The organism is Dyella sp. OK584, from assembly GCF_057787755.1.
Map to the genome: position 1 here is coordinate 1,966,352 of NZ_CM173542.1, position 21,071 is coordinate 1,987,422.

Genomic DNA, 21,071 nt, shown 5'->3' on the forward strand with positions numbered 1-21,071 from the left:
CTGGATTCCAGCGTGCGCTGGAATGACGATCTGTTCGGTTGAGCATAGCCGCCTAAGCAAAACAGCGAGGGATCATGGACGCGCGAGAAGCCATCAAGGTGCTGCAGACGCAGATGGAGAGCTCGATCATCGGCCAGCACGATCTGATCCGGCAGATGATCGTGGGGCTGCTGGCGAACGGACATCTGCTGCTGGAAAGCCTGCCGGGTCTGGCCAAGACGCGCGCCGTCAAGAGCATGGCGAAGCATCTCGATGCCCAGATGCGCCGCATCCAGTTCACGCCCGACCTGCTTCCTTCGGATATCACCGGTGCGGAAGTACTGCACCAGCAGGGCGGCCAGAACGTGTTCCAGTTCCAGCCCGGCCCGATCTTCGGCAACATCATTCTCGCCGACGAAATCAATCGTGCGCCGGCCAAAGTGCAGGCGGCGTTGCTGGAGGCGATGGAGGAACGACAGATCACTGTCGCTGGTACCACGCACAAGATGCCGGACCTGTTCATCGTGATGGCCACGCAGAACCCGATCGAGCAGGAAGGCACGTATCCGCTGCCCGAGGCGCAACTCGACCGCTTCCTGATGAAAGTGCTGATCGACTACCCGGATACGGCCAGCGAGATCGGCGTGCTGGAGCTGGTGCGTGGAGAGGAAGTAGCGGCCGACAGCAGTGGTTCCGCGGCACCACCGGTGCGCATCGAGCCTGCGCGGGTCTTCGATGCGCGGCGTGAGATCCATGGCGTTCATGCGGCACCCGCCATCGAGCAGTACGTCATGGCGCTGGTAGATGCGACACGACATCCGGATCGCTACGACAAGACGCTGGCCACCTGGATACAGATTGGTTCGAGTCCGCGCGGCGGCATCGCGCTGGAACGCACTTCGCGCGTCAACGCATGGCTGGAAGGACGGCCGCACGTGACACCGGACGATGTGCGGTCCATGGCGCACGGCGTGCTGCGCCATCGCCTCATCCTCACTTACGACGCCAGCGCCGAAGGCATTCATGCCGATCAGGTGATCGACAAGATTCTGGAGCTGGTCGCGGTACCAGCGTGAGCCGATTTTCTCCCTCTCCCCTCTGGGGAGAGGGCCGGGGTGAGGGGTGGGTGCTCGCGAAGGAGAGGCTACGAAGCCCCCTCTTGGCAGACGCTCCCGCAAGCCCGACGCGCCACCCCAACCCGAAGAGGGAGTCACGTTTCGACGGTAATGGTCATGGCCAAAATCGAACCCAGCGACATCGGCACCGTCTACGTCACGCCAGCCCATCTGGCGCGCATGGAGTACGACGCGCGCCGGCTTGGCGCGGCACAGCACCGGCCGCATCACAGCATCCTGGCCGGACGCCATGCGTCGCGCCTGCGCGGACGCGGGCTCAACTTCGAGGAAATCCGTGCATACGTGCCGGGTGACGACCTTCGCCATCTCGACTGGAAGGCCTCGTCGCGCGTGGGGCATGCGCTGGTTCGTTCGTATACGGAGGAGCGCGACCGTCCGGCGCTGTTCGTGGTGGACCAGCGCATCTCGATGTTCTACGGCACGAAGCGCGCCATGAAGTCGGTGATCGCCGCCGAGATGGCTGCCCTCGGTGCATGGATGGCGCTCCAGGCGGGCGATCGTGCAGGCGCTGTAGTGTTCGACGATACCCGCATCGAAAGCATTCGCCCGCATCGCAGCCGGGCGCGTGTGCAGGCGGTGCTTGGCGCGTTGGCGCGCAGCAATCAGGCCTTGCGTGCCGATACACCCGTTCGCGCCAACGCTGGCCAGCTCGATGCCGCGCTGCGTTCTGCGCTGCACCTGGCGACGCACGACTACCTGGTGTGCGTCGTGAGCGATTTTCTTGGTACGGACGAGCAAACGCTGCAACTGATGCGCGAACTGGCGTCGCACAATGACGTGATTGCGGTGCTCGTTTATGACCCCTCTGCACGCGCCATTCCCGCCAGTGGAAAGATCGTGGTGACCGAAGGCGAATTGCAGGTGGAGCTGGACTTCGGTCGCAAGACCATTCGCGAGCCGCTCAGCGCGATGTTCGACTCGCGCCTGCAGGAAACCGTGGCGCTGCTGCAGCGTTGCGGCGTGCCCATGCTGGTGATCGATACCGAGCAGCCGACGGCGACGCAGGTGGCACGGTTGCTCGGCCATTTCGCGCAGCGGCGAGGGTAGCGGCGATGCTTGCGCTGCCCGCCAAACCTCCGGCCGCCTCGATCGCGGATTTGAAAGATATCCCGCCCCCGCCGCCGATCTCGTACGCGCCACAGACCGCTGGCTGGTGGGTGGTGGCTGCGATTGTTCTGGTAGCGTTGCTGCTGTTTGCGTTCCTTCGTTGGCGCACGTGGTGGCGCAATCGATACCGCCGCGCAGCGCAAAAGGAGCTCGCTGCCATCGAGCGCGCCGCGGCCGATCCGGCGCAACGTGCGAAAGCGTTGGTGGAGCTACCCGCGCTGGTCAAGCGCACGGTACTCACCTGGGCACCTCGCCAACAGATCGCGCCAATGAGTGGCGATGCGTGGCTCAATTATCTGGACCGCACGTTCGCCAATGGTGGATTTTCGCAAGGACCGGGCCGACATCTGGAAACCCTGGCCTATGGCGGCGGCGAAATAGGGAAGGACGACTTGGCCGCACTGACGACACTGCTGCATCGCTGGATCGATGACCATGTTCCAGCTTGAGTACCCGTGGCTGCTGTTGCTGTTGCCGCTGCCCTTGCTGGTGTGGTGGTTGCTGCCGCCGTACGGCGAGCGCACACGGGCAGTACGCGTGCCGTTCTTCGACGAGCTGGCGCGCATCACCGGGCAAACGCCATCGCGCGGCGCGGTGATACTTCGCAGCAACTGGCTTCGCCGCATCCTGGCGCCGCTGTGCTGGGCATTGGCGGTGCTGGCGCTGGCCGGCCCGCAATGGCTGGAGCCACCAGTGGAACGCACGGAATCGGCGCGCGACCTGTTGCTGGCGATCGACCTGTCCGGCTCCATGGCCACTCCGGATTTTGTGGACGAGCAGGCCCAGCGCATCGACAGGCTCAGCGCGGTGAAAGGAGTGGTCGATGATTTCATCCAGCGGCGCACCACCGATCGCATCGGACTGATCGTGTTCGGCACCAATGCCTTTCCGCAGACGTCGTTGACGCTGGACCACACGGCGGTACGCGAGTTGCTTGCCGAACTGCGCGTGGGCATGGCCGGGCCGCAGACGGCCATCGGCGATGCCATTGGCATGGCGGTGAAGATGACCGCGCATTCGCAGCAACGCGAGCGCGTGCTTATCCTGCTCACCGATGGCAACGACACCGCCAGCCGCCTGCCGGCGGAGAAGGCGGCGGCTATCGCGAAAGAGCATCACATCGTGATCCACACCATCGGCATCGGCGACCCCAACGCGACCGGTGAGAACCGTGTGGATCTCGACGCACTCAAGCGCATCGCCCAAACGACCGGCGGTCGCAGTTACCGCGGGGAGAATCGTGCGCAGCTGGCTGAGATCTATGGGCTGCTTGACCGCCTCACGCCAAGCAAAGTGAAGCATTCGGTCTACCGGCCCAAGGTGAAGCTTTATTACGTACCGCTGGGCGTCGCGTTGTTGCTGATGCTGGCTTATCACCTGCTGATGTTGGGACTGGTGTCGCCGATGACGCGGCGGCGCACGGAGTCGACATTGGCATCGGGTCCATCGGAGGGATAGGCGATGGACCAGGGCTTCCACTTCATTCGTCCGCTGTGGCTTCTGGTAGTGCCGCTGGGGCCGCTGTTGCTGTGGTGGTGGCAGCGGCGCAACGATCCGCTGCAGCGCTGGAAAGGCATGATCGCGCCGCATCTGCTGGCTCATCTGATTGTCGGTGATCATGGCCGCTGGCGTGTACGACCGATCCATCTGGTGTGCGCGGTGCTGGTGATTGGCGGCATCGCCTGTGCCGGCCCCACCTGGGAGCTCGACCCGCCGCCGTTCGCCGAGGATCGCGCACCCATGGTGGTGGCGATCGATTTGTCGCCGACCATGAACGCCATCGACGTCACGCCCACGCGGCTGGAACGCGCCAAGCAAAAAGTGCGTGACTTGATGGCGCTGCGCGCGGGCGGCCGCACGGGCTTGATTGTCTACACCAGCACGGCGCACATGGTGCTGCCGCCTACCGACGATCCTGCCCTGATGGAGCTGTTTCTCGGCGCGCTGTCCACCGACCTTTTGCCCGGCAAGGGACAGAATGCGGCTGACGCGCTGGCCATGGCCGATCGCCTGTTGAATGCCGAGAGCGATCCCGGCACGGTGGTGTTTTTCACCAGCGGCTTCGACGACGCGCAGATTCCCGCTTTCGTTGCGCATCGCCAGCATTCGCGACAGCAGGTGTTGATGCTGGCCGTAGGCACGACAAAGGGTGGACCGCTTCGCGCGCCCTCTGGCTCGCTGGTCACGAGTGCGGATGGCGCGCCGGTGGAAGCGCGACTGGATGACGCTGCCCTGCAGCGGTTGTCCTCGCAGGCGCACGTGCCGCTGGCCAGCATTACCACCAACGATGACGACGTGCGTTGGGTGCAACGCGAAGCACTGCATCACCTGGCGATCGTGCACGACAGCACCTCCACCGTGCGCTGGAAAGAATACGGTTACTACCTGTGCTATCCGCTCGTGCTGCTGGCGCTGCTGTGGTTCCGCCGTGGCTGGATGGTTCGCTGGGTGTTCGTGCTCGGCGCCATCGGGCTCGGCGCGATGCCATCGCCAGCCGCGGCGGCGGACTGGCATGTGGTCGACTGGTTCTTCACGCCTGACCAGCAGGGCCGCTGGTATTACGAGCATCGTGATTTCGCCAAGGCAGCCGAGCTTTTCCAGGACCCTTACTGGAAGGGTCTGGCGCTTTATCAGCATGGTCGTTGGGAGGATGCGCAAAAGATATTCGCTTCGCTGCCTGGTGCCGACGCGAAGTTCATGGCGGGCAACAGCTACGCCCACCAGTTCGAGTACGAGGAGGCCAAGGAGGCCTTTGACCAGGCGTTGCGTTTGCGGCACCCGTTCCCGGAGGCGCAGGCCAATCTCCAGCTGATGAACACGCTGATCAAGCAGCGCCAGGAAGTGCCGCCCGAAGACGAGGACGAAGAAACCAAGCCTGACGAGGTGAAGTTCGACAAGGAAGGCAAGAAGGGACAGGGCAAGGAGAAGATGCTCGGCAAGCTGCCGCAACAGGTGCCGTCGGATGTGTGGATGCGCAACCTCAACGTCTCTCCTGCCGATTTCCTGCGCACCAAGTTCAACATCGAAAGCCAGGGCAAGTCGCCACCGGCGTCGCCGGAACCTGCGGTGAAGGAGCCGTCATCGTGAAGATGTGGCTGGCGTGCATGCTGATGCTGATCGCCGGTGTGGCGTGGGCCGACGAACCTGCATCACCGCCGCCGATGCAGGTTCGCGTGCATCAGGAGCCAGCCGGCACACTCATGCAGGGCGAAACCGGGCGCATCGTGGTGGACATGTTGACGCCGGATTTCTTCACCGATGCGCCGGTGCTGCCTGCGCTGCATGTCGAAGGGGTGTATCTGGCCCTGTCGGACGAGACTCCCGGTCACCCGGTGGACACCATCAACGGTGCCACCTGGTCGGGCGTGTCGCGCACGTATCTCGTCACGCCGCTGATGTCGGGCAGCGTGGAGATTCCTGCATTCGACATCACCGCGCATGTCGGTGCGGCATCGACGCCGGTGTCCGTGCACACGACGCCACTCACGCTGAAGGTGCAGGCACTGGTGCTGCCCGCCGGCGTCACCGAGGCCCTGATCGCCAGCTCGGTAAGGATCACTCAGTCCGTGATACCGGAGAACGGTGGCCTGCATGTGGGCGACAGTGTGACGCGACGTATCGAGATCACAGCGCAAGGCGCACCCGCGATGATGTTGCCGCCACTCGCTTTCGAGCCGATCCGTGGGCTTGGGCTTTATCCCGCGCCACCGGTCACGCGCGACATCGTTGGCAACCAGGGCGGCTTCATGGGCGGTAGCCGCGTGGAATCGGCGAGCTATGTGATCCAGAAGCGCGGGCGCTACACATTGCCGCCCGTTACCGTGCGCTGGATGGACAGCCAGACGCACACCTGGCGCGAGAGCAGTGTGCCTGCCGTGAGCTTTCACGCATGGTGGGGTGCGCCCGCCAAGCCGCGCTTCTCGCTGCCCGGGCAGGGTGTGATGCCGCGCCTGCTGGGGTTCCTTTCCAGCGATGCGGGCATTGGCCTGGTGGTGATCGTCGCGTTTGCCTGGCTTGCATGGCTGTTCCGCGAGCGCTTGTTGCGGTGGCGGACGCGGTTCAAGGCATGGCGCTATCGCCGTCGTCATTCGGAGTCGGCGGCTTTCGCGGCGCTCCGCCATCAGCGTCACACCGCATCGGCAGCCACGTTGTATGCGGTGATCGATGCCTGGGTGCGTCGTTGCGAAGAGGAAGGCGGGCCTGCCACGCCGGACGCGTGGTGCGCACGCTATGGCGATGCCTCGCTGCGGGCGCAGTGGTCGGCGCTGGATGCATCGCTTTATGGCAAGGCCCGAGGCTCGTGGTCGGCATCGCGTTTGGTCGGTGATCTGGCATCTGCGCGACTGCGCTGGAAGCAGGATCGTCGCCACAAGCGTCATGGGACGGTGTTGCCACTGTTGAACCCGGCCTGATGCACGCACGTTTTCACAGTGTCATCGCCAAAGCGGGATACCATGCCCGGTACGGCAGGTCTGGTGGCGCGGTGGTATGGAAGCGCCTCGTTCTTGAGCACATGTGCTTCGGGAGGAAGGGATGGGACGTGCGAAGAAGCGCCACGGCAGACGCTCCTCCCCGGCAACGCCTCCACCTTCCAGATCTCCGCCGTTGTCCGCTGCCTCAGGCAAGTGGTGGTGGCTTCCCTTCGGTATCGGCCTGCTGGTGCTTGTGCTGCTTGGTGCCTGGTGGCTGCACACGCCATCGTCGACGACTCACACAACCGTGGCAGAAGCATCCTCGTCGCCCAAGCCGGTGGCTGCTGCGCCCGCCGCGCCGGCGCCAAAGTACGTGGGCGTGCAGGCCTGCGCAGCCTGTCATCAGAAGGAAGCCGAGGCATGGCGTCAGTCGCATCACGCGCAAGCCATGCAGTTGGCGAATGCGGACACCGTGCTTGGCCGCTTCGACGGCGCCAGCCTGAAACAGGACGGCTCGCTGGCAAGCTTCTTCAAGCGTGACCACGCCTACTTCGTGAAGACCGATGGCCCGGACGGCAAACCTGGCGAGTTCGAAGTGAAGTACACGTTTGGTGTCTATCCGCTGCAGCAATACCTCGTGGCGTTTCCCGATGGACGCATGCAGACGCTGCGTGCCGCCTGGGATTCGCGATCGGCTTCGGCGGGCGGACAACGCTGGTTCAACATGTACCCCGGCGAGCGCATCGACGCGCACGACATGCTGCACTGGACGCGCCTGAACCAGAACTGGAACTACATGTGCGCGGACTGCCATTCCACGAATGTGCAGCGCAACTACGACGTGGCTGCCGACACCTTCAAGACGACGTGGAGCGAGATCAATGTCGCTTGCGAGGCCTGCCACGGCCCCGGCTCGCGCCATATCGACTGGGCAAAAGGCGGCAACGCCAGAACGCAGGGCGATGCCAGCAAGGGCCTTGCCATCGCGCTTGACGAGCGCAAGGGCATGCACTGGATTCCCAACCCCGTCACCGGCAACCCCGCGCGCAGTGCGCCGTTGTCGTCGCATCGAGAGGTGGAAACCTGTGCCGTGTGTCACTCGCGCCGAAGCATCCTTGCCAAGGACACTGCGCCAACCGGGCGGCTGATGGACACGCACGATCCGGTGCTGCTGACCGAAGGCCGCTATCACGCGGACGGCCAACAGCTGGACGAGGTCTACGTCTATGCCTCGTTCCTGCAAAGCAAGATGTATGCGCGTGGCGTGACCTGCAGCGATTGCCACGACCCGCACACCGCCAAAACACGCGCGCAGGGCAATGCATTGTGCGAGAGCTGCCATACGCCCAAGGTGTACGACACCGCCGCGCATCACATGCACAAGGACGGAAGCGCCGGTTCGCAATGCGTGGCCTGCCACATGCCTGCGAAGAACTACATGGTGATCAATGCGCGACCGGATCATTCCATCCGCGTGCCGCGTCCGGATCTCACGGTGAAGTTTGGCGTGCCCAATGCCTGCGCCAACTGCCATGCGGACAAGGGCGCGCAGTGGGCCGTCAATGCCATCGAGAAGGCGCACGGTCCCGAGCGCAAGGGCTACCAGCATTTCGTGGAAGCGCTGGATGCCGCGCGACTCGGCAAACCCGGGGCAGCGAACCTGCTCACCACACTGGCCAATGACGCCACGTCGCCGATAATCGCCCGCGCGACTGCAGTGAGTGAGCTTCAGCACTACGCGAGCCCGGCGGCGGTACCCACGCTGGAGGCTGCGCTGGGCGATACCGATCCGATGATGCGCGCGGCGGCGCTCGATGCGTTGCGTGTCTTTCCCGCCGAGGTGCGCGGACCGCTGGCCGCACCTTTGGCGGATGACCCTGTGCTCGATGTGCGGGTAAAGGCCGGCCGCGTGCTGGCCGGCGTGCCCGACGCACGACTCGATGCCGGCCAGCGTGCCGCTCGCGATCGTGCGTTCGCCGCTTACGTACAGGCGCAGAACGACATCGCCGAACGCCCGGAGTCGCATTTCGACCTGGGCCTGGTTTATGCCGAGCGGGGCGAAACAGCGAAGGCAGAGCAGGCGTTCCGCCAAGCGCTCAAGTTGCAGCCCGACTTTGTTCCTGCCTATGTGAATCTGTCGGACATGTATCGCTCGCAGGGCCGCGAAGGCGATGCGGGCACAGTGATTGACGAAGGCCTGCGCGTTGCACCCAACAACGCCAACTTGTTGCACGCGAAGGGATTGGCGTTGGTGCGACAGAACCGGCAAACGGAAGCACTTTCCTTGCTGGCCCGTGCGCATCAGGCCGAACCAGCCAATGCGCGCTTTGCCTATGTGTATGCTGTGGCCCTGAATTCGGCGGGGCAGGGCGAGCAGGCAAGAAAGGTGCTGGAGGACGCCTTGCGCGCCGCACCGTATGACTCATCACTGCTGTTCACACTAGCGGGCCTGGAGCGCGATGCGGGGCATGCGTCACAGGCGCGCGGCTATGCGCAGCGACTGATTGCCATCGCGCCGCAGTCGAATGAAGCGCAGCAGCTTTTGCAAAGCCTTGGGAGTGGCGAGGCGAAGTAGCGTCAGGATGCGCGAACGCCCGCATGGTTGGCGAAGCGCATCACTCCGCGCGCGATGGCACCAACGCTGGCTGCGAGGTAGCGGCTGGCGTTTCGTCAAACCATGGCTGCGTCTTCTTCACGATGCGCACCACGGACAGCATGACCGGCACTTCCACCAGCACGCCAACCACCGTGGCCAGCGCGGCGCCGGAACGCAGTCCGAACAGACTGATCGCCGCCGCTACTGCGAGCTCGAAGAAATTGCTGGCGCCGATAAGCGCTGACGGGCCCGCCACGCAATAAGGCACCTTCAGCCAGCGCCCCAGTCCGTAAGCAATGGCTGCATTGAAGTACACCTGGATGATGATCGGAACGGCCAGCAACGCAATTACCAATGGTTGCCGCACGATGGTCTCGCCCTGGAATCCGAACAGCAGCACCAGCGTCGCCAACAGCGCAGTCATCGACCAGGGCTCGATGCGTTGCAGCGTTGCCAGCAGCGCCTGTTCGCCCTGTCGCAGAAGAAGGACGCGCCACCCTTGTGCGGCCAGCACCGGCACGACGATATACACCAGCACGGACAACAACAGCGTTCCCCACGGCACGTGGATCGATGCCACGCCGAGCAATAGCCCGACTATGGGTGCGAAGGCGATCACCATGATCGTATCGTTGAGTGCCACCTGCGCGAGAGTGAAGTTCGGGTCGCCGCCGCAAAGCCGCGACCACACGAACACCATGGCCGTGCACGGTGCCGCTGCCAACAGGATCAGGCCGGCAACGTAGGCATCGTGTTCAACGGCAGGCAGCCAGGCGGCGAACAGGTGACGAACGAACAGCCAGCCAAGTAGCGCCATCGAAAACGGCTTGATGGCCCAGTTCACCAGCAGCGTGATGCCCACGCCGCGCCAGTGACCGGGTACGCTCCCGAGCTGGCGGAAATCGACGCGCAGCAACATGGGCACGATCATGATCCACACCAGCACGGCCACCGGCAGGTTGATGTGCTGGATTTCGACGGCGGCCAACGCGGCGAACAATGAAGGAAGCACGCGGCCGAGCGCGATCCCCACCACAATGCACAGCGCGACCCAGCCGGTGAGATAGCGAGCGAAGATGCCGATGGGCGCGGCCGTCGCTGCCTGTCGTGTAACGTCAGTGGTCATGGTTGGCACTCGTCTTGCCGATGGCGCGAAGTTCGTGCTGCATGGTCAGGCTATCGAGCCGCTCCATGGGCAATGCCAACAGCAGTTCGATGCGCTGGCGCAGCATCATCCATGCCGATTTGAAAGCCTTGCGGCGTTCCGCCTCCGAACCTTTCACCGCCACCGGATCAGGCACACCCCAGTGCGCCGTCACCGGATGCCCTGGCCAGATCGGGCAGATTTCGCCCGCCGCGTTGTCGCAAACGGTAATGACCATGTCGATGGGCTCGGCGTCGGCTTGCGCGAACTCATCCCAGCTCTTGCTGCGAAGCGCCTCTTCGTAACCGAAGGACTTGGCCAGTTCTGCCGCCATCGGTTGCACGGTGCCGCTGGGAAAGCTTCCAGCACTGAAGGCTTTGAAGCGCCCGTTGCCGAGCATGTTGAGCAGGGCCTCGGCCATGATGCTGCGGGCGGAGTTGCCGGTGCACAGGAAGAGCACGCGATAGGTTTCGGACACAGCAGGCCTCAGCAGCAGGTAGTGGTGTTGGCGCCGCATGAAGGCGCAGAAACGGTGGCAACGGCAGGACCGCAGCAGGAAGATGCCGTGCTCGCGCTGGCGGGCGCGGTATAGGTGGTGGCCTCGCCCAGCGTGCGGAAGGTTTCCCAGCGCACGCCTTGCGGGTCTTCGGCCCAGAACTTGTCGGAGCGTGCGTAACAGCAGGTGGTGCTCTCCTCGGTGAGGCTCACCGCATCGGCGGCGAGCAGGCGATGGCCGATCCCGTCGAGTTCCTCGGCGCTCTCTGCCTGCAACCCCAGGTGATCGACGCCGGGCGCACGGCCGCGCTGGGAGATGGCGAAGTTGACGCGAGGATCGTCGAGCATCCACTTGGCGTAATCGTCCTTCACCACCGACGGCGCTGCGCCGAACAGCGTCGTGTAGAAACGGATGCTGTTGTCGAGCTGGTCGACATTCACGTGCACATGGAAGCGCTTCATGATTTTCTCCGGGTGGGTTTGCAGCAGGGAGCAGGTGCGCAGGTCGCGCCAGGCGAGCCGGCGCAGCAGTTTTCGGTGAGAAAGCCGAGCAGGGCGTCCATCTGGGGATAGTTCGCGCGGCATTGGATGACGCGACCCCGACGTTCGTCGGTCACCAGTCCGGCGCGGCGAAGAATGTGCAGGTGATTGGTGAGCGTGGCGCCCGCCAGACCGGTGGCGTCGGCCAGCTCACCCACGGCCATGCCTGCGTCACCGGCCTGCACCAGCAGGCGGAACAGGGTGAGGCGGCTTTCGTGGGCCAGCGCGCTGAGTGCGGCAAGTGCATCAATTGATTCCATATTTCCAGAATTATCGAAATATGAAGTCCTGTCAAGCGGCGTGGCGGCGGGGTCAACCGGGCTAGTTGAGTGAATTTCGCTCCCCAGACGCCAGCCACCGACGTCGGGGCACCTATGACGGCCGCGCCACCGGCGCTACCGGACAGGGCGTGACGCTTACCACGCAGACCGTGGGCGCCACCGGCAATTCGTACGAAGGCGAAACCACGGTGAGCAAGAACGGTGTCACGCATACTCGCCGCTGCACCGATGCCAGTGGGCAGGCGATCACCTGTCCGTGAGCAGGCACATCATGCGTGAGGCACCCATGAGAAAAATGCGTTGGCTGTTGTCGCTGGCACTAACGCTGGCCGGCATGGCGTCGGCCAGCGCCTCGGACGTGCTGCGCAATGTTCCTTACGGCAAATCGCCAGCGCAGCGTTTGGATGTCTATCGTCCCGACGCGGCGCACGGGGCGCCCGTCATCATCATGGTGCATGGTGGCGCCTGGATGTTTGGCGACAAGGCCAATGCTGGCCTGGTCCAGCCCAAGGCAAGCCATTTTGAGAGGGCAGGGTATCTGTTTGTCTCGGTGGATTACCGGTTATGGCCGGATGCCGGCCCACTGGAACAGGCAAAGGATGTCGCCACGGCGCTCGCCTATGTGCAGCAACATGCGGCGGAATGGGGAGGCGACTCCTCGCGCATCGTGTTGATGGGGCATTCGGCGGGTGCCCATCTGGTGGCGCTGCTCGCTGCCTCGCCGGCCATGGTGGCCGCGCAGGGCGCGAGGCGTTGGCTTGGCACCGTGTCCCTGGATAGCGGAGCGATCGACGTGCCGGGCATCATGACCGCCCCGCATGCGCGCTTCTACGATCGCGTATTCGGCAGCGACCCGCAGTTCTGGCGCCGCGTCTCACCGCTCGATCAGCTCAGCGGCGATGCCACGCCGATCCTCCTGGTGTGCTCCAGCCTGCGCATCGCCTCGTGCCCGCACAACCGCGCGTTCGAGCAGCGCGCGCAGGCGCTGGGTGTGCGGGCGAGCGTCTTGTCCGTGCCGCTCAGTCATGGCGACATCAACGGCACGCTGGGTGCGCAGGGAAGCTACACAGCGAGCGTCGACGACTTCCTTCATGGCCTCGGGCTACCCTGAAAAGCGGCAGCGGCGAAGCCATCGTTGCAACGTGCCGCCTACCTCCCGTCCAGCGAGTAACGCCCCGGCCCGGTGATGCACAACAACAGCAGGCCGCCCGAGATGCTCACGTTCTTGTAGAAATTGATCATGGCTCCCACGCGCTCCGGGTCGATCATGTGCCAGAACTGGTGACCGATCACTGCGGCAGCCAGCGTGTACAACCCCAGCAGCAAGGCGAGCGGGCGCGTGTAGAAGCCGACGACGATCGCCAGGCCCACGACGAGCTCCATGATCACCGCGACGGCAGCGGTGACCGTGGGCAACGGGATACCCACGGAAGTCATGTAGGCAACCGAGCCACTGAAAGCCACCAGCTTGCCCCAGCCGAAGATCACGAACAGCATCATCAACAACAGGCGCGCGAGGAGAATCATCCCGTCCTTGCGGCCCTCCAGTAACGTATATCGCATGGTCGTTCTCCCATGACTTTACGTGACGGATGCGGACATGCCGCCCGCGTCGACCGCGGCCGTTAGCGGCGGTCGATGACACTATATTCCTCTCGGCGCGTGCTGGTGATGCCTGCGGTCTGGCGAGGACGCCAAGCATTTGGACGTCGCTTTGGCGCGGTCATCGGCACGGAACGATGCGGGCCATCGCATGCAAACGCTCACAGGCTCGTAACGACGGGATGATGCGGAGCGTGGCATGGAAGATGCCAAAGGCAGGTAGCGGATGGATCAGGGTCTTGCTCGCTGTCGGGTGTAGAACGTCGGGGCACAGGGATCAGGCGTCTTCGGCGATGTCGCTCTTGTAGCGGTCCGCGGCGTGGTCACGCGACAGATTGGGTGCCAGCTGCAAGCGCGCGCCTTCGTAGCGGTTCCAGTCATCGATATCCGGTAGTGATGGAATGGTGACGACTTCGCCAAGGTCGTAACCCGCCAGCGCCGCGTCCACCATTTCGTCCACTTCCATGATCATGTGTGCGGGGATGGTGTTGACGTCCTTGCCCGAACGTTCCCAGATCGCGGTGCGCGTGACACCCGGCAGCACGGCCTGCACACGAATGCCTCGGCCGCCGACTTCCTTGTGCAACGCCAGTGTGTAGGTGAGCGCATAGCTCTTGGTGGCGGGATAGGCGCCGCCGGTCAGCTCGGGAGCCAGGGCGAGTACCGAAGCGATGTTGATGATGCTGCCATGGCCACGTGCCACCAGGCGCGGCAGCATCGCGCCGGTGAGCCGCGTGGGAGCAACAACGTTGAGCTGGATCATCGATTCGACGTCGTCCAGTGACGCGTCGGCAAGCGAGCCAGCCGCGGCGAAGCCTGCATTGTTCACCAACAGGCCGATCGCTTCGTCCTCGCGCAGGCGTTGCTCCACGTGGGCGCGTTCTTTGGGCACCGTGAGGTCGGCAGCCAGTACTTCCGCCTTCACGCCATACTCACGCGCCAGGCGCTCGGCAAGTGACCGCAGCTTCTCCTTGTCGCGCGCCACCAGCACCAGGGAGTGGCCGCGCTGGGCCAGGCGGTCGGCGTAGGCCGCGCCGATGCCGGTGGATGCACCTGTAACGAGTGCCTTATCAAGCGATTCCGCAAATGACATGACAGACCCCTCCGGGGAGTTGGCGAATGGTTGTCTACGGGCGACATGATCCGGCACCGGCCGGCCGCGTGCGTGGAATCACTATGGATTCGCCCTTGTAACGCTTCCACGGTGCGCGACGCCACTGCCGTGTTTGCACCCGAAGCCAAGAACGCGAACGGTCCTGCCTTCGTACACGCCATGCTGAGCACGAACGAACCGTTGCTGCAGCTGCGCAATGGACCGACATGCCAGCCGCGTTGGGCAGGCGCACATGCACGGCTTCGGTAAAACTACGTAGCGGACTTGAGTGGTTTTACGCTCGTGGCCGGGAACGTCCTGACCCAACATGGGCGCCATGTGGAACCCCTTCTACATCGCCGCTCATCTCTCCCCTGATGCGCAACAGCACGCGGGGTTCAGCAGCGGGCGGCACTCATTCGTCGCGAGCACCTGACGATGGTCTGGATACGTCGAGGACTCTTGTTGGTCGGGACGGCGCTTATGTGCCTGGCCACGTCATCGTGGGCGGCGCAACAGGCGCCGGCACCCAGCGCATCTTCGGCACTCAGCAGTGCCACGGAAGGTGCGCCCGTCGTAGCGTGGAACCGCACGATCATTACCCTCTATGCGCCATTCCACGGCAAAGAGCCCGAAGAACGCGCGCGCGCGGCGAGCGAACGCATCAACGCCGCGCTCGACAAGATGAAGCCGGAAGACCTTGGCATTGCGTGGACGGAGTCCGGCGAAGACAAGGGTGTATTGGTGCGCGACGGGACCCTTGTGTTGTTCGGCGTTCTGCCGGGCGACGTGGAGAGCGGTGACCGTGCAGCCGCCGAGCAAGCGGGCGAGCGCGCTGTCGGCATTCTGCGTGACGTTCTCCGTGAACGCGCACAATCGCGTGAGCCAAGACTTCTGCTTACTGGCGTGCTGTTCAGTGTCTTCGCCACCGTGGTGCTGGCGGGCTTGTGCTGGCTGCTGGTTTGGCTCAACCGCGTCGCGCAGCGACGGTTGGCCAACATCACCGAGGCCCGCTTGCGGATCAACGTCGCCGGCTTCGATCTGCGCCCGGTGATCTGGACCGTGTTGCGTCGCACGGTCTCGTTGATTCGGCTGCTGCTTGTGCTATTCGTTGGCTACCTGTGGTTGAGCTATGTATTGCGGCAGTTTCCGTATAGCCGTCCATGGGGCGCGCAGCTGGGAGAGTATCTGGTCGATATCGCCTTGCGGATGGCGTCGGGGTTGGTCAACCAGCTACCGAACCTGCTGACGATCCTGGTGATCTTCCTGATAACGCGCGCCATCGTGCGACTGATCGGCGCATGGTTCAACGCGGTGGGAAGCGGTGCGGTGCAGGTGGGCTGGCTTGAGGCGCCGACAGCCGCGGTCACGCGGCGGCTGGTGTCCGCCGTGATCTGGCTGTTTGCGCTGGTTGTGGCCTATCCCTATATCCCCGGTGCGAACAGCGACGCTTTCAAGGGCGTTAGCGTGTTTCTTGGCCTGATGCTCACGCTGGGTTCGGCCGGCATCGTCAACCAGGTGATGAGCGGCCTGGTGGTGCTCTATTCGCGCGCGGTGCGTGCGGGCGATTTCGTCCAGGTGGGTGACCACGAAGGCACGGTAATCGAGATGGGGGCACTCTCGATGAAGCTGGTGACGCGCAAACGCGAGGAAATCAGCGTGCCCAACTCGGTGCTGTCCTCCTCGTCGATGCGCAATCTGACTCGACAGTCGCAATCGGCGGGGGTGCTTCTGACCACGTCCGTCACGATCGGCTACGACTCGCCATGGCGCCAAGTCGTTGGCCTGCTGGAGCTGGCTGCCTCGCGTACGCCTGGTCTGCTTGCCGGGCATCGACCATTCGTGCTGCAAACGGCGCTGTCGGACTACTACATCGAATACCAGCTCAACGTGGCGACGTTGCGCCCAGCCGTTCACGTGCAAACGCTGTCGGACCTCAACCGCAACATCGTCGATGCCTTCAACGAGTTCGGCGTGCAGATCATGTCGCCCCACTTCCGCCGTCAGCCGGAAGAAAAAGTGTGGGTGCCACCCGGGCAATGGTACGAGCTGCCCGCCGCTGCGCCCGAGAAGAGTACGGACAAAGCCGGACCGCCTGCCGACAGTACGCCGCCTGCGTGAGTTGTCACGATCTCGCAAGTGGAATGACCAACGACACCAGAGGAGACCTCACATGAGCAAACTAGATCGTTCCGCATCCCGCATGCTTGCAGTGGCCATTGGCTTGGCTTTGCCCATGGTGGCCATGGCACAGCCGCAGGACATGGCCCATTCCGCGACGGTGCACAGCACGGCCTATGAACTTGGTCGCCAGGAAAAAACGTTGACCGCCACCGTGGTCAGCGTGGACAAGGACACTCGCTTCGTCACGCTTCGTGGACCCAAGGGCAAGGAAGTGACGGTGACGGCGGGCCCCGAAGTGCAAAACCTGGATAAGCTCAAGCCGGGTGACCAGGTGACTGCGCATTATCAGGCTGCATTGGCACTCGAAGTACTTCCGGCCGATAGTGCGAAGGTCGGTGAGGAAACCACGAGTGGCATTGAAAGGCATTCGCCTACTGGCACCAAGCTCGGTGGGGTGGCAGACCAATCGGTCGAAGTAACCAGCGAGCTCACGGCGATAGACCTGAAGAATCACACCCTCACGCTGAAGGGGCCGGACGGCAAGGAGCGCGTGATGGAAGTGAAGGATCCCGAGCGCCAGGCGCGCATGAACAAGCTGAAGGTGGGTCAAAAGGTGCGCGTCACTTACGTGGAAGCACTGGCGGTGGATGTCACGCCCAAGGCACACGTCAAGCCCAAGGAGTGATCGTTGAGGCGCGAGGGTCGCGTAGCGACCTTCGCGCCTGGCCAACGCGGAAATGTATTTTGTCTGCGCGCGAGTGGGGCGATGGTCATGAGCAAGAAGAGTTGGTTCCAGGGACGCGAATCGCTGCTTTTCGCCTTGCTCAGCTGGTTGACACTGCCATGCCTGGCATCGGCACAGGAGAACGTGCTGTCCGATATCCAGCACGCGCGATTGCAGAAGCGGGCGAACAGTGTGCTGGCGCTGATGGGCTATTCGCTGACGCCGGACGTCACCTCCGGATCGTTGTCCATCCACAATGCCGACACCGGCAACCCCTCTTTCAACAACACGTCTATCGGCGGCGGCTTCACCATCAGCGACAGCGTGCCCATCTACCTCGAGGGCACTGCGGGTTATGCACGCTACGACCCCCATTTCGTAGCGACTCAAGGCGCAGAGACAAGCGTCTTGCCCACGCGGTGGAACAGCGCGATTGGCACGGTTGGCGTAGGTTGGGATTTCCATCTCACACAGAATCTGGTGCTGAGGCCCATCGTCAACGGCAGTTACGGCCGCGTGGAGAGCGACGTTTCGCTCGGCAGTCGCGTCATCACCAACAACACCGACGTCAATCTCGAGTTTCTCACCCATGGCTATCTCAATGCGGCCGGCGTGGGCGGTTCGCTCATGCTCGACTACCAGCACTACGTGGAAACCCACGAGGTCGATATCGAGCTGCGCTACACCAACATTCGCCTGCACAGCACCAATCACTCGTCGCCTCCCGTGCAGGGCAGTGCACGCAACGAGAATGTTGGCCTGTGGGCACGCTGGCGTGCACCCACCGGCTGGCGTGCGCTCGATCGTCCCGTGCGCTACGTGCTTGAGTTTGCGCATACCACGTACTTCGGCCAGGACGCGGACGTGCTTGGCATCAACCATCTCACCTCGCTAGGCGTGGGTCTGGAGCTGGACACCAGCAAGTACCACCCGATATGGATCTCGCGCGCCCGTGCGGTAGTGCGTTACGTGTTCGGCCAGAACGTGCAGGGCGTATCGCTGGGGTTGGCAGTGACGTTCGATTGAGACGCGCCAGCAAAAGCAGGCCGGAGATCTGGTCGACTTCATGCTCGTCATCAACAAGGGACATCATCATCTTTCTTTCGAGAAGCTACAAAACACCCATCATGCGCATGCGATCACGTGGACACTTACCGGCAACGCCAGTGGCGGCGAATTTTGTGCGCTTGATGACGGCGACAATCCTGGTTTCCTTTGACTCGTGAGAGCCCCTAGCGAAACGGTCTTCCATAAGCCAAAGCCGCAAGGGATAACCAAGTTGACGACTCACAATCACCACCATGAGAAGGCAAGCGAAGGGGTATGGCGCCACCAACTTTTCGCACGCTTCGGCAACCGCGGCTACGACGTACCGCTGACATATACCAATGGGTCGTCAAGCAATCCCAATCCATCGATAAAGAACACCCGATACCCGCTCGCCATTCGTCATGCCATCGCGGTCATCAGGCGCCATGTCCAAGCGCCGACGCCGGAGCTATAGGCCGTGCGAATATTTACCGCGTGCCGGATCGGAACGTCCGCGGCTTTGTGCTCGCCTTGGATATCTTCTGTTGAATGAAAGCAGGAACTGCCTGCGACCAATGGGCTGAATCTAGAAGGCGTGTGAAAGATACAGCCGGAATTCCCACGTCTTCAGGCCACTCTCTCCCACGCTCAGATAACCCGCGCTGCCCTCGATAAAGGTCGATGTCGATAGCAACGCGCGCCCACCAAGACGCAGCGAACCGGACCAGGCGGTAGGCGAAGCCAGCGTCAGATCCGATGTGACGACGTCGCCGCCGTTAGGGCGGGTGAATGCATACTCCACTCCGGCCTCGACATAGGGAATGATGGTGCTCCGGCTTGTCTGGATGATGTGGCTGATCTCTACCTTCCCCTCGACAGCACCGTAGTTGTAGGTACTTCCGGCCACCGGAAGATTGATCGGAATGTCGAAGACAGCGCCCGACAGGTGGTAAGCATCGTTGGCGAAGTGGCTGTAGCTGATGTCGAACCTGGGCCTGATGATGGTCTTGCCGTAGGCGTATTGGCCAGTTGTCTCGAGCGATAGTGACGTGCGACTGGAGTCATAACTTCCATCCAGAATATCCATGTGCGTGCTATTGGATATCGAGGCGTACGTCAGCGACGCATCGACGGCCCACTGGGAGGACAAGGGTCGTGCAACATACGCCCCGAGGTTGTAGCCATGCGAGAGGATCGTCCAGCTACCGTCGAAATTGTCGCTGTCGTTGTGTTCGTACGACACCAGTCCACCCACGACAAACGAGTTGTCCAGCTGTCGGTCGGCGCCGAGGGTCAGGTAGTAGGCAGGCGCATCGATGTCCATGCCATACCTGTGATCGGTGGTGGGTACGCTTCGCGCTTCCATCCATAGGTTCCATCGCGGTTGGACGGCAAACTCTCGGCCCCGCGTGACTGGCACCTGAGTTCCGAACCCCTGTTGCGTGCTGCTGCTCTCATAAGCTTGCTGTTCGTTGCACACCTGCACGCCCGAATCATTCACCACCGTCTGGTTCGGTTCGACAGGCACAGACTGGCAGCGAACCGGAATGTTTGCTTGAGTCGCGCTCTGTGCGGCAGCTCCCGCGATTGCGTTGGGGATGACGGGAGGGCGCACTGCGGGAAGCGTCGTGCCGCCGGGTGGTGTCACCCCACCACCCGGTCCACCCGGATTGGTCGGGACGGTGGGCATTAGTCCTGACGGTGGCAGCGTGGCAATAGGTGGCGTCACGCCGCCCGGTACGGTTGGGGTTATGCCGGTGGGCGGTGGCAGCGTGCCGATGGGTGGAGTCACTGCACCGGGCAAGGTTGGCGTGATCCCATGTGGCGGCAGTGTCGCGATAGGTGGCGTTACTCCGCCCGGCAAGGTCGGCATGATGCCGGTGGGTGGTGGCAGCGTGCCGATGGGTGGAGTCACTGCACCGGGCAAGGTTGGCGTGATGCCATGGGGCGGCAGTGTCGCGATCGGTGGCGTTACTCCGCCCGGCAAGGTCGGCATGATGCCTGTGGGTGGCGGCAGTGTGCCGATGGGTGGAGTCACTGCACCGGGCAAGGTTGGCGTGATCCCATGTGGCGGCAGTGTCGCGATAGGTGGCGTTACTCCGCCCGGCAAGGTCGGCATGATGCCGGTGGGTGGTGGCAGCGTGCCGATGGGTGGAGTCACTGCACCGGGCAAGGTTGGCGTGATGCCATGGGGCGGCAGTGTCGCGATCGGTGGCGTTACTCCGCCCGGCAAGGTCGGCATGATGCCTGTGGGTGGCGGCAGTGTGCCGATGGGTGGAGTCACTGCACCGGGCAAGGTTGGCGTGATCCCATGTGGCGGCAGTGTCGCGATAGGTGGCGTTACTCCGCCCGGCAAGGTCGGCATGATGCCGGTGGGTGGTGGCAGCGTGCCGATGGGTGGAGTCACTGCACCGGGCAAGGTTGGCGTGATGCCATGGGGCGGCAGTGTCGCGATAGGTGGCGTTACTCCGCCCGGCAAGGTCGGCATGATGCCGGTAGGTGGTGGCAGCGTCCCAATGGGCGGGAGCAAATTGCCAGGCAGGCCGGGAAAGTGGGGCCCCAGCCCGGGTGGCAGGAGCGAGCCAATCGGTGGCAGGACATCTGGCAGCTTGATGTGAGATGGGAAGTTGATACCTCCCTTTTGATTCTGGGTGTCGATCAAGCAGGTCTTGTTGCCGTTCACTGCGTAGAGTTTGTGCGTACCACCATTGCCGTTCGAAACCACGGGCGAAAGTGAAACATGCAATCCGCGTCTGCTGCGGTTCCACGTATCGACGATTTGATTCCCTTGCGCCGCTTGAAGTTCAAA

At 63.3% G+C, this 21,071-nt stretch carries 21 protein-coding genes; 14 read left to right on the plus strand and 7 right to left on the minus strand.

The genetic code is table 11. The annotated features are described in order from the left end of the window. Positions 1-74: 74 nt before the first annotated feature. From AC3CBN_RS08690 to AC3CBN_RS08720, 7 genes are all read left to right on the plus strand, one after another. Entirely contained in the window at positions 75-1,055 is a 981-nt protein-coding gene (locus AC3CBN_RS08690; protein WP_488636404.1) for an AAA family ATPase, read from the plus strand. A gap of 156 nt (positions 1,056-1,211) precedes the next feature. Continuing rightward, a complete protein-coding gene (locus AC3CBN_RS08695; RefSeq protein WP_488636405.1) occupies positions 1,212-2,162 on the plus strand; it encodes a DUF58 domain-containing protein in 951 nt (316 codons plus the stop codon). A gap of 5 nt (positions 2,163-2,167) precedes the next feature. Next, on the plus strand, positions 2,168-2,671 hold the full coding sequence (locus AC3CBN_RS08700) for a DUF4381 domain-containing protein (protein WP_488636406.1): 504 nt from the start codon (positions 2,168-2,170) through the stop codon (positions 2,669-2,671). Beyond that, positions 2,658-3,680: a VWA domain-containing protein gene (locus AC3CBN_RS08705; RefSeq protein WP_488636407.1), complete on the plus strand. Its 1,023-nt coding sequence runs from the start codon at positions 2,658-2,660 to the stop codon at positions 3,678-3,680. The genes AC3CBN_RS08700 and AC3CBN_RS08705 overlap by 14 nt, the downstream gene beginning before the upstream one ends. A 3-nt stretch (positions 3,681-3,683) precedes the next feature. Then, entirely contained in the window at positions 3,684-5,309 is a 1,626-nt protein-coding gene (locus AC3CBN_RS08710; protein WP_488636408.1) for a VWA domain-containing protein, read from the plus strand. Beyond that, positions 5,306-6,634, plus strand: coding sequence for a hypothetical protein (locus tag AC3CBN_RS08715; protein ID WP_488636409.1), 1,329 nt, complete (start codon positions 5,306-5,308; stop codon positions 6,632-6,634). Before AC3CBN_RS08710 ends, AC3CBN_RS08715 begins: the two co-directional genes overlap by 4 nt. Before the next feature lie 193 nt (positions 6,635-6,827). After that, complete coding sequence (locus tag AC3CBN_RS08720; protein WP_488636410.1) at positions 6,828-9,209, plus strand: tetratricopeptide repeat protein; 2,382 nt, start codon at positions 6,828-6,830, stop codon at positions 9,207-9,209. Between the two features lie 40 nt (positions 9,210-9,249). Here the strand turns inward: AC3CBN_RS08720 and arsB are convergent, their stop codons facing one another. Genes arsB through AC3CBN_RS08740 form a run of 4 tightly spaced genes read right to left on the minus strand, consistent with a single transcriptional unit; the run spans position 9,250 to position 11,669 of the window. Further along, a complete protein-coding gene (gene arsB / locus AC3CBN_RS08725; RefSeq protein ID WP_488636411.1) occupies positions 9,250-10,356 on the minus strand; it encodes an ACR3 family arsenite efflux transporter in 1,107 nt (368 codons plus the stop codon). Then, positions 10,346-10,891: an arsenate reductase ArsC gene (locus tag AC3CBN_RS08730; RefSeq protein WP_488636412.1), complete on the minus strand. Its 546-nt coding sequence runs from the start codon at positions 10,889-10,891 to the stop codon at positions 10,346-10,348. Before AC3CBN_RS08730 ends, arsB begins: the two co-directional genes overlap by 11 nt. Then, positions 10,861-11,331, minus strand: coding sequence for an ArsI/CadI family heavy metal resistance metalloenzyme (locus tag AC3CBN_RS08735; protein ID WP_488636413.1), 471 nt, complete (start codon positions 11,329-11,331; stop codon positions 10,861-10,863). The genes AC3CBN_RS08730 and AC3CBN_RS08735 overlap by 31 nt, the downstream gene beginning before the upstream one ends. Beyond that, positions 11,328-11,669, minus strand: coding sequence for an ArsR/SmtB family transcription factor (locus AC3CBN_RS08740; RefSeq protein ID WP_488636414.1), 342 nt, complete (start codon positions 11,667-11,669; stop codon positions 11,328-11,330). The genes AC3CBN_RS08735 and AC3CBN_RS08740 overlap by 4 nt, the downstream gene beginning before the upstream one ends. A gap of 65 nt (positions 11,670-11,734) precedes the next feature. On the opposite strand from AC3CBN_RS08740, the gene AC3CBN_RS08745 reads away from it, so the two are divergent. Next, positions 11,735-11,950 carry a hypothetical protein gene (locus AC3CBN_RS08745; RefSeq protein ID WP_488636415.1) on the plus strand — a complete coding sequence of 72 codons (216 nt, stop codon included), beginning with the start codon at positions 11,735-11,737 and terminating at the stop codon, positions 11,948-11,950. A gap of 26 nt (positions 11,951-11,976) precedes the next feature. Continuing rightward, positions 11,977-12,801: an alpha/beta hydrolase gene (locus AC3CBN_RS08750; protein WP_488636416.1), complete on the plus strand. Its 825-nt coding sequence runs from the start codon at positions 11,977-11,979 to the stop codon at positions 12,799-12,801. A 38-nt stretch (positions 12,802-12,839) separates the two neighbouring features. On the opposite strand, the gene AC3CBN_RS08755 is transcribed toward AC3CBN_RS08750, so the two are convergent. Further along, positions 12,840-13,253 carry a DoxX family protein gene (locus AC3CBN_RS08755; protein WP_488636417.1) on the minus strand — a complete coding sequence of 138 codons (414 nt, stop codon included), beginning with the start codon at positions 13,251-13,253 and terminating at the stop codon, positions 12,840-12,842. Positions 13,254-13,569: 316 nt separating this feature from the next. Further along, the gene (locus AC3CBN_RS08760) at positions 13,570-14,385 is read right to left on the minus strand and encodes an SDR family NAD(P)-dependent oxidoreductase (RefSeq protein ID WP_488636418.1); all 816 of its coding nucleotides are present in this window, start codon (positions 14,383-14,385) and stop codon (positions 13,570-13,572) included. Between the two features lie 483 nt (positions 14,386-14,868). Here AC3CBN_RS08760 and AC3CBN_RS08765 point away from each other — a divergent pair, with 483 nt between their 5' ends. The 4 genes from AC3CBN_RS08765 to AC3CBN_RS08780 all read left to right on the plus strand — a co-directional run bounded on the left by AC3CBN_RS08765 (position 14,869) and on the right by AC3CBN_RS08780 (position 18,452). After that, positions 14,869-16,506 (plus strand): mechanosensitive ion channel family protein, encoded by a 1,638-nt coding sequence (locus AC3CBN_RS08765; RefSeq protein ID WP_488636419.1) that lies wholly within the window; start codon positions 14,869-14,871, stop codon positions 16,504-16,506. A 52-nt stretch (positions 16,507-16,558) separates the two neighbouring features. Continuing rightward, on the plus strand, positions 16,559-17,194 hold the full coding sequence (locus AC3CBN_RS08770; protein WP_488636420.1) for a hypothetical protein: 636 nt from the start codon (positions 16,559-16,561) through the stop codon (positions 17,192-17,194). 87 nt (positions 17,195-17,281) lie between these two features. After that, the gene (locus AC3CBN_RS08775) at positions 17,282-18,259 is read left to right on the plus strand and encodes a hypothetical protein (protein WP_488636421.1); all 978 of its coding nucleotides are present in this window, start codon (positions 17,282-17,284) and stop codon (positions 18,257-18,259) included. Positions 18,260-18,299: 40 nt separating this feature from the next. Beyond that, positions 18,300-18,452: a hypothetical protein gene (locus tag AC3CBN_RS08780; RefSeq protein WP_488636422.1), complete on the plus strand. Its 153-nt coding sequence runs from the start codon at positions 18,300-18,302 to the stop codon at positions 18,450-18,452. A 396-nt stretch (positions 18,453-18,848) separates the two neighbouring features. Here the strand turns inward: AC3CBN_RS08780 and AC3CBN_RS08785 are convergent, their stop codons facing one another. After that, positions 18,849-19,628, minus strand: coding sequence for an autotransporter outer membrane beta-barrel domain-containing protein (locus AC3CBN_RS08785; RefSeq protein ID WP_488636423.1), 780 nt, complete (start codon positions 19,626-19,628; stop codon positions 18,849-18,851). Positions 19,629-19,944: 316 nt separating this feature from the next. On the opposite strand from AC3CBN_RS08785, the gene AC3CBN_RS08790 reads away from it, so the two are divergent. Then, entirely contained in the window at positions 19,945-20,880 is a 936-nt protein-coding gene (locus AC3CBN_RS08790) for a ribosomal eL19 family protein (protein ID WP_488636424.1), read from the plus strand. Positions 20,881-21,071 lie beyond the last annotated feature (191 nt).

What these genes read in the sequence shown, in the direction of transcription:
- AC3CBN_RS08780 (WP_488636422.1), top strand. Translation starts at nt 18,300, where the DNA reads ATGCTCGTCATCAACAAGGGACATCATCATCTTTCTTTCGAGAAGCTA.
- AC3CBN_RS08700 (WP_488636406.1), top strand. Translation starts at nt 2,168, where the DNA reads ATGCTTGCGCTGCCCGCCAAACCTCCGGCCGCCTCGATCGCGGATTTG.
- AC3CBN_RS08760 (WP_488636418.1), bottom strand. Translation starts at nt 14,385, where the DNA reads ATGTCATTTGCGGAATCGCTTGATAAGGCACTCGTTACAGGTGCATCC.
- AC3CBN_RS08775 (WP_488636421.1), top strand. Translation starts at nt 17,282, where the DNA reads ATGAGCAAGAAGAGTTGGTTCCAGGGACGCGAATCGCTGCTTTTCGCC.
- AC3CBN_RS08710 (WP_488636408.1), top strand. Translation starts at nt 3,684, where the DNA reads ATGGACCAGGGCTTCCACTTCATTCGTCCGCTGTGGCTTCTGGTAGTG.
- AC3CBN_RS08695 (WP_488636405.1), top strand. Translation starts at nt 1,212, where the DNA reads ATGGCCAAAATCGAACCCAGCGACATCGGCACCGTCTACGTCACGCCA.
- AC3CBN_RS08785 (WP_488636423.1), bottom strand. Translation starts at nt 19,628, where the DNA reads ATGGAAGCGCGAAGCGTACCCACCACCGATCACAGGTATGGCATGGAC.
- AC3CBN_RS08770 (WP_488636420.1), top strand. Translation starts at nt 16,559, where the DNA reads ATGAGCAAACTAGATCGTTCCGCATCCCGCATGCTTGCAGTGGCCATT.
- AC3CBN_RS08750 (WP_488636416.1), top strand. Translation starts at nt 11,977, where the DNA reads ATGAGAAAAATGCGTTGGCTGTTGTCGCTGGCACTAACGCTGGCCGGC.
- AC3CBN_RS08765 (WP_488636419.1), top strand. Translation starts at nt 14,869, where the DNA reads ATGTGCCTGGCCACGTCATCGTGGGCGGCGCAACAGGCGCCGGCACCC.
- AC3CBN_RS08735 (WP_488636413.1), bottom strand. Translation starts at nt 11,331, where the DNA reads ATGAAGCGCTTCCATGTGCACGTGAATGTCGACCAGCTCGACAACAGC.
- AC3CBN_RS08730 (WP_488636412.1), bottom strand. Translation starts at nt 10,891, where the DNA reads ATGCGGCGCCAACACCACTACCTGCTGCTGAGGCCTGCTGTGTCCGAA.
- AC3CBN_RS08740 (WP_488636414.1), bottom strand. Translation starts at nt 11,669, where the DNA reads ATGGAATCAATTGATGCACTTGCCGCACTCAGCGCGCTGGCCCACGAA.
- AC3CBN_RS08690 (WP_488636404.1), top strand. Translation starts at nt 75, where the DNA reads ATGGACGCGCGAGAAGCCATCAAGGTGCTGCAGACGCAGATGGAGAGC.
- arsB (WP_488636411.1), bottom strand. Translation starts at nt 10,356, where the DNA reads ATGACCACTGACGTTACACGACAGGCAGCGACGGCCGCGCCCATCGGC.
- AC3CBN_RS08755 (WP_488636417.1), bottom strand. Translation starts at nt 13,253, where the DNA reads ATGCGATATACGTTACTGGAGGGCCGCAAGGACGGGATGATTCTCCTC.
- AC3CBN_RS08705 (WP_488636407.1), top strand. Translation starts at nt 2,658, where the DNA reads ATGTTCCAGCTTGAGTACCCGTGGCTGCTGTTGCTGTTGCCGCTGCCC.